Here is a 12,926-nt window from a genome sequence, read left to right on the forward strand (position 1 = left end):
ATGAAAGAAAAAGTATTGGCTATCATAAATGAAATTCGTGCTACAAAAGAATTGCCGGCAGTATCAAGCCTTAATGTAAACGACAATCTACGTAATGACTTGGATTTGACCTCATTTGATCTTGCAGAACTGACAGTCCGCATTGAGGATGAGTTTGATATTGACATTTTTGAGGATGGTCTTGTGAACACTATTGGAGAAGTTCTTGCAAAGTTGGAAAAATAAAAACGGTATGACTATGTTTTTATACAATGGAGAGCAGTCATATAGCTATGCGGACCTTTTAAAGGCTGTATGTATGGACGACTATGTTCCTTTATTAAAGACGCATGATCTTTTCAAGTATTTTTCCAACTTGATAAAAGCATTGGTCAATAATAAGCCATTGGTATTGCTTGATTCCGACCTGAGCCTGTCCGAACTGGGTGGGATAAATGAAGAAAAGATTAATGTCATAGAGAAACTCCGGACACAAAAATTCTCGTCAATGGATGAGGTGGTTAAGGCTTTACAGCAATCCGCTTCTGAAATTACGATATTTACTTCGGGAACAACCGGACAGCCCAAAAAAGTCATTCATAGTGTGCAGGGACTTACCCGTTCGGTACGTTGTGCCGAAAGATATCAATGGCAGGTTTGGGCCTATGCCTATAATCCTACACACATGGCAGGACTGCAAGTGTTTTTTCAAGCTTTTGAAAACCAGAATACTTTGGTAAATGTGTTTGGTCTTGCCCGAAATGAGGTCTATAGCCTGATAGAGAAGTATTCTGTGACCCACATTTCAGCTACTCCTACTTTCTACAGACTGTTATTACCCTTTGAAAAAGAATATTCTTCTGTACAGCGGATTACTTTTGGGGGGGAGAAAAGTGACCGGCATCTTTTTGATGTTATACATGACATATTTCCTCTGGCTAAGATAAATAATATATACGCTTCTACAGAGGCGGGTTCCTTGTTTGCGGCAAAGGGTGATTGTTTTCAGATACCTGCCTCCATACGGGATAAATTTATGGTTGTGGATGATGAGTTGCTTATTCACCGTTCATTGCTGGGACGGTCGGAAAGTTTTAGTTTTGATGGAGATTATTACCATTCAAATGATCTGATAGAATGGGTGGACCGGCAGGAGGGTATCTTTAGGTTTAAAAGCCGCAAGAATGAACTGATAAATGTAGGGGGATATAAAGTCAATCCCGGAGAAGTGGAGGTTGTCATTAATGCCATTGACGGTATCCGTCAGTCATTGGTCTATGGGAAGTCCAACTCTGTTTTGGGTAATGTGCTTTGTGCTGATATCCAGTTGGAGGAAGGTGTTCTGTTGAAAGAGTTGGATATCCGTTGTCAACTCAAGAATAAATTGCAGGATTTCAAGATTCCCCGTAGGATAAAGTTTGTAGAGTCTTTTACTTTAACAAGAACCGGAAAATTAAAAAGATTATGAACTATTTAGTGACAGGATGTTCGCGTGGGGTAGGCCTTGAGATATGTAGGGTACTATTGGAGCATGGACATACCGTATATGGTGTAGCCCGTTCTTATACGGATGAGTTTAAAAAGCTGGAATCAGAGTTTGACAATAAACTTTTCTTTAAAAGTATAGACTTGGGTGATAGTGAGAATGTGCACAGAAATGTGTTCAAGGACTTTGTAAATAATAGGATTCAGCTCCATGGTTATGTCAACAATGCCGCGATGGCTTATGATGATATTGTTACGAACTTGAAACTGGACAGATTGCAATCCATGTATTCGGTCAATGTTTTTACTCCGATGATGATAACCAAATACGTTTTACGTAATATGCTGCTTCATCATACCAAAGGAAGTATTGTTCATATTTCCTCTATTTCAGCACATACCGGCTATAAAGGGCTGGCCATGTATGCATCCAGTAAGGGTGCACTTGAAGCTTTCTCCAAGGATACGGCGAGAGAGTGGGGGGGGCTGGGAATACGCAGTAATGTGGTGGTTCCCGGTTTTATGGAAACGGCTATGAGTGCAACACTTACCGAAGAGCAGAAGAATCGTATTTATAAACGCACTTCGATGAAGGCTGCGACTTCGGTCCGTTCAGTGGCAGAAACTGTAGCATTTCTACTGTCTGATGGTGCTTGTAGTATTACAGGAGTTGAGGTTAGAGTTGATAATGGAACTATTTGATTATAGTAAGATGTAAATATTTGCTATGAAATTATCAGAAATACTTTGTACTTATAATCGCGAGGTGGCGTATCTTCTCTCAGAAAGAGATAATGTCAATGCATTATATCTCTGCGATGAATTATATAATTATTTGAAGTTTCATCCTAAAGAAAAAACAATGATCAATTACGCGGCATTTAGAATTCTACTATTAAATTATATAAGTACTATTCTATTTGTTGATCCCTTTTCTTAATCTTTTGATACAAACCATGAACTCTAAGTTGCATTTACGGCTTATTCTTCTTTGTCTGTTGGTGTATTGTATGATAGGTACTATACCTAAGATTACTTTGGGAGTAAATTATGTCTCATGGTTTGTCTTGTTGTATTTCATAGCTTCTTATATTCGTCTTTATGGATTTCCAATAAAAATATCCAATAGGAATTGGGGATGGCTGACCTTGTTGTCTATATTGATTTCTATGGCAAGCGTGGTGTTCATGGCGTGGTTGTCCACTGCCTTTGTTAATAAAAATATACCTGTGTTTTGGTTTGTGGCTGATAGTAATCATATTATGGCTCTGGTTACTGCTCTTTGCTCGTTTATGTTTTTCAAAGATTTAAAGATAGGATATAGCAAACTGATCAATATGATTGGGGCAAGTACTTTTGGTGTGCTTCTGATTCATGCAAATAGCGATACTATGCGACAGTGGCTGTGGCAGGACATTCTCAATAACGTGTGTCAATATGGTACAAATACCATGGTTCTTCATGCTATATATAGTGTGTTGATGGTATATGTCGTTTGCACAGTCATAGATTATTTGCGTATGAAGTATTTGGAGAAATGGTATATGAAGCTCTGATTGATAATTGTCGTTTAAAAGTTTAAATTAAGGGAGATATTTAATTAGAATTCTAGTAAAAGATATCAAGAAATAAGATTTTTTTATGAGTTATAAGATCATTTTTTGCATTGAGACATTTAATGTAGGGGGAGGGGCGACAATTGCATTGATGAGTTTAATAAAAAATAATCCTGAAATAAAAGATTATGTTATATTTTGTAGAAATATTATCAGAAATGAGAGAACATTAGAGGGTAAAATAATAGTAGGAAAGGGAAATGATATTTTGAGCTTTTTTCAAAGGAAAAAGTTTGATTTGATTCATTGGTTTAAGGCTAATGGAAATTGCCTTTTTGAGGATTTAATAAAAGAAATGTGCAAGTATGAGTGGAGGTTTCCTATACTTACTACAATATGCCAAAAACCTTCTTGTAAATCTTTGTTGTTATCTCCTTGCGAAATTCGTTATTCAAACCATTTAGTCTTTATAGATAAAGCTGCATATAATGATGCTTTATTCCAATTTATCCCTAATTCAAAAAAGTCAATGATATATTTTGGGTTTGGGTGGGATTTGTTAGAAGTCATAGATAAGGTTAGAAAAAATACGCCTTATGTTAAAACTAATCAAATTATTTATGGACGAGGAAGTTCTCTCAATAAATGTCCAAAAGATATGTTTGATGTTTTTGATAAAATAAATTATCCAAAGTCTTTTATTATAGTAGGAGGTGGAAAGAAACAATGGATTATCCGAGAGATAAATAAAAGAAAAAAGTATAGCGTTAAACTTATAGATAATCTTAGGTATGAAGAATGGATTAAAGTATTGAATAGTTTTGATGTTTTTTTGTATTATCTACCTTTGAAAGCATATTCTTCGATAGATGGTACTTTAGGTGAAGCTATGTTACTACAGAAACCTGTCATCTATTATGGACCTGAAGCTCCAAAAGAACGCTTGATACATGGATACAATTCGTTAATAGCTAATAACAAGGAAGAAATTTCTGTTCTATGTAATAAATTAGCAAAGGACGAAGAAATGAGATTGCAATTAGGGCTAAAAGCACGTGAAACAACATTGGAAAATTTTAGTATTGAAACAACCATTGATGCATATAATATTCTGTATAATAAATTGTTGACTAAAAAAGAATTTATCCATTTTGATATGCCTTTTTTTTATTTGTGTCATTATTATATGTGTAAACAGTATTTTCTTTTAAAAAGAAAATTGTTTGATTTTGTGAAAAAGATTATGCTTAAAAAATTATAATTATTGAATTAATAATGTGTTTTTATGAAATTAGTGTCTTTTACGGCTGGGTTAGGGAATCAGCTGTTTCAATATTGTTTTTATCGTTATTTATTGAATAAATTCCCGAATGAGAAGATATATGGGTATTATAATAAAAAATGGTTAAAAAAGCATGGGGGAATTATAATAGAGCATTTTTTTGATGTTAAATTACCTCGTTCTACTAGATGGATTAATCTGTATGGACAATATTTACGCATTATATATAAATGCTTTAGCTGTGGAGTTTCTAAAGATGATGATTTTGAAATGAATAGAACAATGTTTGTAGGATATTGGCAAGATCAATGTTTTTTTAGTGGAATTAATATCTCATATAAAAAAAATTTAGTCATATCTGAAAAAAATACATGGTTATTGGGCGAAATTTTGAAATGTAATTCTGTGGCAATTCATTTTCGACGAGGGGACTATATGCTCCCACAATTCAAAAAAATATTTGGAGAAGTTTGTACTGTTAAGTATTATCTAAAGTCTATAAGAAAAGTGGAAGAAAAGATTTCGGAACCTGTATTTTTTGTTTTTTCAGATGATATTGATTGGGTTAAACAGAACTTTACTTTTAATAAAGTTTATTTTGTTGATTGGAATAAGGGGCAGAATAGTTTTTGGGATATGTATTTGATGAGTCAATGTTCTGCAAATATTATAGCGAATAGTACTTTCTCTTTTTGGGGAGCTTATTTGAATAAGAATAATCCTTTTGTCATTTATCCCCAAAAGTGGGTAAGAACAAATTTGAAACAGCCTAATATTTTTCCGAAAACATGGATGGCCCTATAATAAGAGAAAAGATGCAGTCGAAAAGATTTTTTTTGTTTATAGTTCTGTTTTTTTCTTTTATATCTTCATTGCAACCTTGGTTTTTTTGGCATATTAAAGCTGGGATATTTTATGCTATTGTTTTTTTAAGTTTTTATTATTATAAATCGAATGCAGCATTTTGTGTGAAACGCAAATATTTGATATTGATTATTCTACTGCTGATTGCAGCTATATCTCATACAAATTGTAGCATTTTTTCTGTTATTTCACATATATTTCTTATATTATCTGTCATTTCCATATTTTCATGTACTGATTTAGAACGCGCATCTTTTTTTGATATTTTGTATAAATGGTTTGCTATATTGTTAACTATATCTTTAGGATTTCATATTTTATTATTATTAGGAATAAAATTACCAAGTTTAGGAATTATCCAATATGGTAATATGGATATATACGTATATAATAATTATATTTTTACATTATATGGTAGTTATGGTGTTAGATTTCATAGTATTTTTTGTGAACCTGGACATGTAGGGATGATAATTTCTTTTTTGCTCTATTTCCTAAAATATGATATGCGTAATAAATATGTCATTCTGTTGATTATTAACCTATTATTTACATTGTCATTAGCAGGGTATTTGTTGTTGTTATTCGGATGGCTTATAAACTATATTACGGACTTTAGTACAAAAAAAATGCTTTTAATAATAATTGTTGGATTCTCTTTGTATTATTCTTATGTATTATTGGTTGATATTTTATCTAGTGATAATATAATATATGAATATGTACTAAAAAGATTGGTTTATGATGAAGATGCTGGTACTATTAAAGGTGATAATAGAGTTTCTCAATATTTAACAGATTATATTGCCAATAATCTTAGCTTGTATGAATATCTTTTAGGATTGTCACATGATAAATTTGATAAATTGATTGCAATGTATGGTGGTGGTAGCGGATATAAAATGTATTTAATAGAGTTTGGTATGTTATCAATTTTTTTTGTTTTCTTCTTTTATTTCTATATGTTGTATCTGTTTAAAGAGAATAGGTGTTTTATGATTGGAGCATTTTTATTGTTTGTGATTGCATTTATTCAACGTTCATATCCTTTTTGGATATCTGAAATGTTTATATTTATGTTAGGCCCTTCTTATATATTAGTAAATAATCAATCAAAAATAGATGGAAAAAGTTAATATTTTGTATTCTATAATTATCCCTCATTATAATGTACCAGAGCTTTTGCAACGTTGTTTAAATTCGATTCCAGATTTGCCCTCATTTCAAGTTATTATAGTGGATGATTGTAGTGATGGTAAAATTGTTGATTTTAGGTGCTTCCCAGGGATGGAAAGAGAAAATGTAAAATGTATTTTTCTTAAAAAAAAACATGGAGCAGGTTTTGCTAGGAACTTAGGTCTTCGGTATGCTCGCGGTAAATGGGTGTTATTTGCAGATGCAGATGATTTTTTTCATAAAGATTTTTATAATATAATATCGGTATATGAAAAATCATCTTACGAGGTTGTGTACTTTGATTCTTATTCAGTGTTTTCTGATACATTAGTAAAAACATATAATAGGGAAGATATTTTTAAAAAATATGTTGATACAAAAGATGAAAATGTCTTGCGATTCATGTCTCATTCAGTTTGGGGTAAAATGTTTTTGAAGAATTTTCTTGATGAAAAAAACATTTTGTGTGATGAAACTCCTGCATCTAATGATGTCCTATTTTCGGGATTGGCAGGTCTATATGCAACAAAGTTGAAAATAGATAAAAGAGTTTTGTATTGTTGTACTATACGTTCTGGTTCTATTTGTACCCAAATAAATATTTCTAATATTGAGGCGAGAATATTTGTTGCACGTAAATTCAATTTAATACTGAAAGATAATTATATTGATGCTAAATATTGGATGAATCTTATTGGCCCTATACTAAGTTTGATGAGAATTGAGAGGAGAATCGGAAGCACTTTGTTATTGGACTATTTTATGCATACACAATGGATACGAATTTATTATGATTTATGTGACTCGGGAAGTCGCTTTATAAAGCGACTTTGGGGAGTTAATAAGGATAAAGATATGAGAAAATTGCAAAAAGAGATGCGTTTATGAGTCGAATTATAATTATAGAGAATTCCGGTAAAGTAAATTTTGGTGGAGGTCAAAAAATAACTTTACAAGTAGCTGAGATTTTGAGTAAAACTTGTGAACTTGTATTTGTAGATTTTGCAAAAGGCACTCGTTTTGAACAGATGATAAATGAAAAGTTTCCGGACTCTTCTAAAGTATTGTTAAAAGGTCGAAGTTTCTTTTTCCCTTTTAAGTATTTGAATTGGTTATTAGATTTGGTGGTGTTGACATGTTTCTTTTCTGGAAATTTGGGAAAGATTAAATATCATGTTACTAAGAAAACATTGATTTATGTTACAACAAAGAAAGGATTACTGTATGCATATATGATGAAAGTAATATATGGTGTCCCGTTCATATATCATGCTCATTTAGTTGAAAATACGAAATCAATATTTTATTTTTTATATAGATCTTGTTTGAAAAAGGCTGAGATATCTTTATGTGTTTCAAAAGCAGTGTATGATACCATTAAATTACCGAATAAAATTTTGCTGTACAACCCTAACATTAATAATAAAGGTTTTAAAGGCCGTAAAAATAGAGACAAATTTGTAGTGGCAGCGATGGGAAGTCTTATCAAGATAAAAGGATTTGAATATTATATTAAGGCTGCTGACAAAACTTCGGAAAAACTTCCTATTGAATTTAGATTATATGGTGAAGGACCTCTACATGATACTTTGGAAACATTATCAAATCGTAAAGTGAAATTTATGGGATTTAGTGAAAATATAATGAACGAACTGTATGAAGCTATTGATATTGTAGTTGTGCCGACTATTATTCCTGAAGCTTTGCCATTAGTGCTTGTTGAAGCTAAGAGTGTAGGAATACCTGCAATAGTAACTAATCTTGGTGGTCAGGCAGAAATTATAAGGAATGGTATTGACGGGTTCCTTGTTCCTGTTGGAGATTCTTTAAGCATAAAGCAATATATTGAAATGATGGTTAAGGATAAAGTTTTATACAATAAGCTGGCAGAAGAATCCTATCAGAGTGTTTCTCTCTTTGATTACGATTTGTTTAAATCTACTATTTTGAAAATCTTTATTGTATGAAAGTAGCGATCATTCAAGAATGGTTAGTAACCGTTGGAGGTTCCGATAAAGTGGTAAAAGCTATAGCTGATGTGTTTCCAAATGCAGATATATTTACGTTGGTAGCCAAGAAAGAAGTCTGTGATGAATTGGGGATTGATTGGAAAAGAGTACATACATCTTTTATCCAAAAGATGCCGTTGGGGATAAAGAAGCATCGAGCATATCTTCCCTTGTTTCCTTTTGCAATAGAACAATTTGATTTGCGCGGGTATGATGTGATTATATCTTCAAGTCATGCGGTGGCAAAGGGAGTACTGACAAAAGCCGACCAGTTGCATATTTGTTACTGCCATTCTCCCATTCGTTATGTATGGGATATGTATAATGAATATTTGGAAGAAGCCAATCTGGCTGAAGGTTTCAAGAGCTGGCTTGTAAGGTATATGTTACACAATGTCAGGAAGTGGGATATGCTTTCCAGCTTTCGTGTGGACTATTTTATCAGTAATTCAGATTATGTGGGAAGGCGTATCAAAGAAACTTATCGCAGGAACTCTGTGACGATTCACCCTAATATTGATATTTCGAACTTTGAATATTGCAGTGATAAAGAGAACTACTATTTGGCGAGTAGCAGACTTGTAGCATATAAGAAGATAGACATCATCATTGAAGCCTTCAATAGGATGCCCGATAAGAAATTGATCGTAATTGGAGGAGGACCGAATTTGAAGAATTATAAAGAATTGGTTAATGAAAATATTACAGTGATGGGCTATCAACCTTTTAATGTGCTGAAAGAGAAGATGCAACATGCCAAGGCTTTTATTTTTGCAGCAGATGAAGATTTCGGCATGATTCCTATAGAGGCTGAAGCCTGTGGTACCCCTGTGATAGCTTATGGACATGGAGGTTCATTGGAAACGGTCTGTGGTGGAAAAACCGGAATGTTTTTTTATGAGCAGACGGCCGATGCCATAGTAAATGCAGTGAAAGAGTTTGAAGCGATGGGGAATGCTCCTTTCAAATACGAGGATTGCCGTAGTTGGGCAGAAAGATTTTCAGAGGAACGGTTTAAAAGGGAAATAAGAGAATTTGTAGAGGAGAAATATAAAGAATTTAATAAATAATTGGGTATGAACTATTTTATAACAGGTGGGACTGGCTTTATAGGTACCCACCTGACCAACCTGCTCCAAGAATTGCACCCAGGATGTAATGTATATAATCTTGATATAGTAGAGCCGGGTACACCGTTGCCTAGTGTGAAGGATTATAAGCCTGCATTGCGCAAGGGGCAAAAGTTGGCTTCAACATTCATCCGCTGTGATGTTCGCAAGCCTATTGTGCTTGAAAGGGTAAATGTTACGGCTGATGATGTCATTTTTAATTTTGCTGCCGTACATCGTACTCCGGGGCATCCTGATTATGCCTATTTTGAAACAAATGTTCTTGGTGCAGAGAATGTGACGGCTTTTGCAGAAGAGTATGGAATAAAGAAAATCATATTCACTTCCTCCATTGCTCCGTATGGTGCGGCGGAAGAGCTGAAGGAAGAAACTACAATTCCGACTCCTAATACTCCTTATGGAATATCAAAATTGGTTGCTGAAAAGATTCACATGATTTGGCAAGCCAAGAATCAGGCAGAAAGACAACTGACAATTGTTCGTCCGGGTGTGGTGTTCGGCAAGGGGGAAAATGGAAACTTCACTCGCCTTTATTGGGGAATACGTGGCGGAAAATTTATATATCCCGGGAGAAAGGATACTGTAAAGGCATGTATTTATGTGAAGGAGTTAGTCCGTTTTATGCTATATAGACTGGAACACCATGAACAGGGAGCGGAATTATATAACTGCACTTTTGAACCGGCTTATACAATTGAACAGATAGTGGAAACAATGAAGAAAGTGACAGGTTTGAAAAAGGGGATACCATTGATACCCGCATGGGTGCTGATGCCGACTGCCGCAGTAATTGGTTGTTTAGGCGCACCCATGGGAATTTGTCCTGCCCGTGTGAAAAAACTGATGATATCTACAAATATTTGTGGGAAAAAGCTTTCAGCTTCGGGATACAAATTCCATTATTCTTTTGAGGAAGCAATAGCTGATTGGTATAAAGATAATGACAATCTTTATCTGAAATAAATTTAATGAGAAAAATACTTCTTATTCTTGTCGGGACATTAGCCTATATGAGTTTATACGCCCAGTTTACAACAGGAACAACAGGACTCCTTAATATGCCTACAGCCGAAATGCAGCGTGACAAGACGTTTATGTTCGGTGGTGGATTTTTGGAAAAACATGCCACACCAGCACGATGGACATACAATACTTTTAACTATTATATCAATATCACTCTTTTCCCATGGTTAGAGGTGGCTTACGATTGTACACTTCATAAGGCTATGAAATGTGATCCTGTTTATGGGTGTGGATTCTGGGTTCCGTCCACGTATGGTAAGTTCGTAAATCAGGATAGGAACTTTTCTGTTCGTTTACGTTTATTGAAAGAGGGCCAATGGTGGAAATATATGCCGGCAATTGTTATTGGTTCCAATGATGTTACGACACGCCCCAGTGATGACAGTAGTACAAACTTTTCAAATCCGAAGGGGACAGGCAATGGATTTTGGAACCGCTATTTCATTGTCGCAACTAAACATCTGATATTTAAGAATATGGGAGAGCTAGGTGTTCATTTAGCCTATGTCTATAACAGGCGGAAGGATTATCCGTTAAACGGTCCCGCCATCGGTACTAACTTCCGTTTCTCTCTGCCCCCGACTTCCTTTATCAACAAAGCGGTAAATAACTTGAATCTGATGGCAGAATACGATAGCAAATCGATAAATTGCGGCTTTGAGTACAGCTTCTGGAAAGACTACATCAACGCCGTAGTAGAGCTGAATCGCTGCAAATACTTCTCCGGTGGTATTGTTTTTAAACTTCATCTGAAATGATAAAAAAGAGGTTCCTATTAGGAATTTCCGGTTAGATTTTGTTCCTTTGTAGTACAATCAAAAAAACGATGAATCATGGAACAGCAGCAGTTGAAGAGATGCCCGATAGGGGTACAGACTTTTGAGAAAGTCATAGAGGGGAACTACCTTTATATAGATAAGACGGAATATATTTACCGTATGGCACACGGTGCTTCCAATTATTATTTCCTGAGCCGTCCCCGTCGGTTCGGTAAGTCGTTGCTGGTTTCCACGCTGCATAGTTATTTTGCCGGGAAGAAGGAACTCTTCAAAGGGCTTGCCATCGAAAAGCTGGAAACCGAATGGACGGAATATCCGGTGCTGCACTTTGACATGAGTCTGGCCAAGCATGTGGACAAGGAAACATTGGAAAGCATGCTGGATGTGCAGCTCTTTGAACATGAGAAAATATACGGGAAGCCGGAAAGGGCGGTCACTCTTAATGACAGGATGAAGACACTCATCATGCGTGCCTGCGAACAGACCGGCCGCCAGGTGGTAGTCCTCATCGACGAGTATGACGCGCCCTTGCTGGATGTGATGCACGAGGAGGAGAACCTCCCCGTACTTCGTAACGTGATGCGCAACTTTTACAGTCCGCTGAAGGCGTGTGACCCTTATCTGCGCTTTGTGTTCCTGACCGGCATCACCAAGTTTTCCCAGCTCAGCATCTTCAGCGAACTGAACAATATCTCGAATGTCAGTATGGACGAGCCTTACGCTGCCATTTGCGGCATTACGGAGGAGGAGATGCTGGAACGGATGTCGGGACACATTGAATGTCTGGCAGGTGCACTGGAGATGACGTGTGAGGAAACCAGACTGAAATTGAAAGAGAAATATGATGGTTATCATTTCACCTGGCCTTCGCCTGATATTTATAATCCGTTCAGCCTGCTGAATGCCTTGGAAAGAAGGAAGATAGACAACTATTGGTTTGGCAGCGGCACGCCCACCTATCTGATAGAGATGCTGCGCAAGTTCCACGTCCTTCCCTCCGAGGTGGGGCACAGCATGCAGGCCATGGCTTCTGATTTTGATGCGCCTACGGAGAAAATGGAGAGCATCGTGCCTCTGCTCTATCAGAGCGGCTATATCACGATAAAGGACTATGACAAACTGACGGAGCTTTATACGCTGGATATCCCGAACCGTGAAATAAGAGTGGGGCTGATGCAAAGCCTGTTGCCAAACTATCTGAACCGGGACACGTTGAGGGGTAAGACCACTATAGGCAGAATGTACGGAGCCATAGCGCATGGCGATATGGATGCCGCCCTTCGTTTGCTTCAGGAATTCCTCTCCACCATTCCTTATTGCGATAACACGAATTACGAGGGGCATTACCAGCAGTTGTTCTACATTATCTTCTCCCTGTTCGGGATGTACGTGGATGTGGAAGTCCGTACCCCGAAGGGACGTGTGGACGTGGTGATGCGCACTGCCGACACGTTGTATGTCATTGAATTGAAACTAGGCAAAGATGCCGATGCCGCCATGTCCCAGATCAATCTGAAGAACTATCCCGGACGTTTCGCCCTTAGCGGACTGCCTGTGGTCAAGGTAGGGGTGAACTTCAGTGCGGAAACCCACAACATCGAAAAGTGGGTGGTGGAGGAATGAAAAACAAGAAAGAAATTAGA

General features: G+C 36.2%; 13 protein-coding genes. All 13 read left to right on the top strand.

Annotated elements, in window-relative coordinates; all coding sequences use genetic code 11:
• The 13 genes from ACYQ0C_RS10120 (at position 1) to ACYQ0C_RS10180 (ending at position 12,906) form a co-directional block, all read left to right on the top strand.
• Positions 1-225 (top strand): acyl carrier protein, encoded by a 225-nt coding sequence (locus ACYQ0C_RS10120; RefSeq protein WP_016276670.1) that lies wholly within the window; start codon positions 1-3, stop codon positions 223-225.
• A 7-nt stretch (positions 226-232) separates the two neighbouring features.
• Positions 233-1,447, top strand: a complete 1,215-nt coding sequence (locus tag ACYQ0C_RS10125; protein ID WP_032941812.1) for an ANL family adenylate-forming protein — start codon at positions 233-235, stop codon at positions 1,445-1,447.
• Positions 1,444-2,166, top strand: a complete 723-nt coding sequence (locus ACYQ0C_RS10130; protein WP_016276672.1) for an SDR family oxidoreductase — start codon at positions 1,444-1,446, stop codon at positions 2,164-2,166. Before ACYQ0C_RS10125 ends, ACYQ0C_RS10130 begins: the two co-directional genes overlap by 4 nt.
• Positions 2,167-2,420: 254 nt before the next feature.
• Complete coding sequence (locus ACYQ0C_RS10135; RefSeq protein ID WP_175271233.1) at positions 2,421-3,020, top strand: hypothetical protein; 600 nt, start codon at positions 2,421-2,423, stop codon at positions 3,018-3,020.
• Between the two features lie 85 nt (positions 3,021-3,105).
• Positions 3,106-4,281: a glycosyltransferase gene (locus ACYQ0C_RS10140; RefSeq protein WP_016276675.1), complete on the top strand. Its 1,176-nt coding sequence runs from the start codon at positions 3,106-3,108 to the stop codon at positions 4,279-4,281.
• A gap of 24 nt (positions 4,282-4,305) precedes the next feature.
• Positions 4,306-5,106: an alpha-1,2-fucosyltransferase gene (locus ACYQ0C_RS10145; protein ID WP_016276676.1), complete on the top strand. Its 801-nt coding sequence runs from the start codon at positions 4,306-4,308 to the stop codon at positions 5,104-5,106.
• The gene (locus tag ACYQ0C_RS10150) at positions 5,091-6,302 is read left to right on the top strand and encodes a hypothetical protein (RefSeq protein ID WP_016276677.1); all 1,212 of its coding nucleotides are present in this window, start codon (positions 5,091-5,093) and stop codon (positions 6,300-6,302) included. The genes ACYQ0C_RS10145 and ACYQ0C_RS10150 overlap by 16 nt, the downstream gene beginning before the upstream one ends.
• A complete protein-coding gene (locus tag ACYQ0C_RS10155; protein WP_016276678.1) occupies positions 6,289-7,230 on the top strand; it encodes a glycosyltransferase family A protein in 942 nt (313 codons plus the stop codon). Before ACYQ0C_RS10150 ends, ACYQ0C_RS10155 begins: the two co-directional genes overlap by 14 nt.
• Positions 7,227-8,309 (top strand): glycosyltransferase, encoded by a 1,083-nt coding sequence (locus tag ACYQ0C_RS10160; protein ID WP_016276679.1) that lies wholly within the window; start codon positions 7,227-7,229, stop codon positions 8,307-8,309. Before ACYQ0C_RS10155 ends, ACYQ0C_RS10160 begins: the two co-directional genes overlap by 4 nt.
• A complete protein-coding gene (locus ACYQ0C_RS10165; protein WP_016276680.1) occupies positions 8,306-9,421 on the top strand; it encodes a glycosyltransferase in 1,116 nt (371 codons plus the stop codon). The genes ACYQ0C_RS10160 and ACYQ0C_RS10165 overlap by 4 nt, the downstream gene beginning before the upstream one ends.
• 6 nt (positions 9,422-9,427) lie before the next feature.
• Positions 9,428-10,444, top strand: coding sequence for an NAD-dependent epimerase/dehydratase family protein (locus ACYQ0C_RS10170; protein ID WP_016276681.1), 1,017 nt, complete (start codon positions 9,428-9,430; stop codon positions 10,442-10,444).
• Between the two features lie 5 nt (positions 10,445-10,449).
• A complete protein-coding gene (locus ACYQ0C_RS10175; RefSeq protein WP_016276682.1) occupies positions 10,450-11,262 on the top strand; it encodes a YjbH domain-containing protein in 813 nt (270 codons plus the stop codon).
• Positions 11,263-11,337: 75 nt separating this feature from the next.
• Entirely contained in the window at positions 11,338-12,906 is a 1,569-nt protein-coding gene (locus tag ACYQ0C_RS10180; protein WP_016276683.1) for an ATP-binding protein, read from the top strand.
• The last annotated feature ends 20 nt before the right edge of the window (positions 12,907-12,926 follow it).

It is taken from the genome of Phocaeicola sartorii JCM 17136 = DSM 21941 (genome assembly GCF_054653615.1).

Bases quoted from the DNA above. Each gene is read 5' to 3' on its own strand.
- ACYQ0C_RS10120 (WP_016276670.1), top strand. From the start codon at position 1: ATGAAAGAAAAAGTATTGGCTATCATAAATGAAATTCGTGCTACAAAA.
- ACYQ0C_RS10125 (WP_032941812.1), top strand. From the start codon at position 233: ATGACTATGTTTTTATACAATGGAGAGCAGTCATATAGCTATGCGGAC.
- ACYQ0C_RS10130 (WP_016276672.1), top strand. From the start codon at position 1,444: ATGAACTATTTAGTGACAGGATGTTCGCGTGGGGTAGGCCTTGAGATA.
- ACYQ0C_RS10135 (WP_175271233.1), top strand. From the start codon at position 2,421: ATGAACTCTAAGTTGCATTTACGGCTTATTCTTCTTTGTCTGTTGGTG.
- ACYQ0C_RS10140 (WP_016276675.1), top strand. From the start codon at position 3,106: ATGAGTTATAAGATCATTTTTTGCATTGAGACATTTAATGTAGGGGGA.
- ACYQ0C_RS10145 (WP_016276676.1), top strand. From the start codon at position 4,306: ATGAAATTAGTGTCTTTTACGGCTGGGTTAGGGAATCAGCTGTTTCAA.
- ACYQ0C_RS10150 (WP_016276677.1), top strand. From the start codon at position 5,091: ATGGATGGCCCTATAATAAGAGAAAAGATGCAGTCGAAAAGATTTTTT.
- ACYQ0C_RS10155 (WP_016276678.1), top strand. From the start codon at position 6,289: ATGGAAAAAGTTAATATTTTGTATTCTATAATTATCCCTCATTATAAT.
- ACYQ0C_RS10160 (WP_016276679.1), top strand. From the start codon at position 7,227: ATGAGTCGAATTATAATTATAGAGAATTCCGGTAAAGTAAATTTTGGT.
- ACYQ0C_RS10165 (WP_016276680.1), top strand. From the start codon at position 8,306: ATGAAAGTAGCGATCATTCAAGAATGGTTAGTAACCGTTGGAGGTTCC.
- ACYQ0C_RS10170 (WP_016276681.1), top strand. From the start codon at position 9,428: ATGAACTATTTTATAACAGGTGGGACTGGCTTTATAGGTACCCACCTG.
- ACYQ0C_RS10175 (WP_016276682.1), top strand. From the start codon at position 10,450: ATGAGAAAAATACTTCTTATTCTTGTCGGGACATTAGCCTATATGAGT.
- ACYQ0C_RS10180 (WP_016276683.1), top strand. From the start codon at position 11,338: ATGGAACAGCAGCAGTTGAAGAGATGCCCGATAGGGGTACAGACTTTT.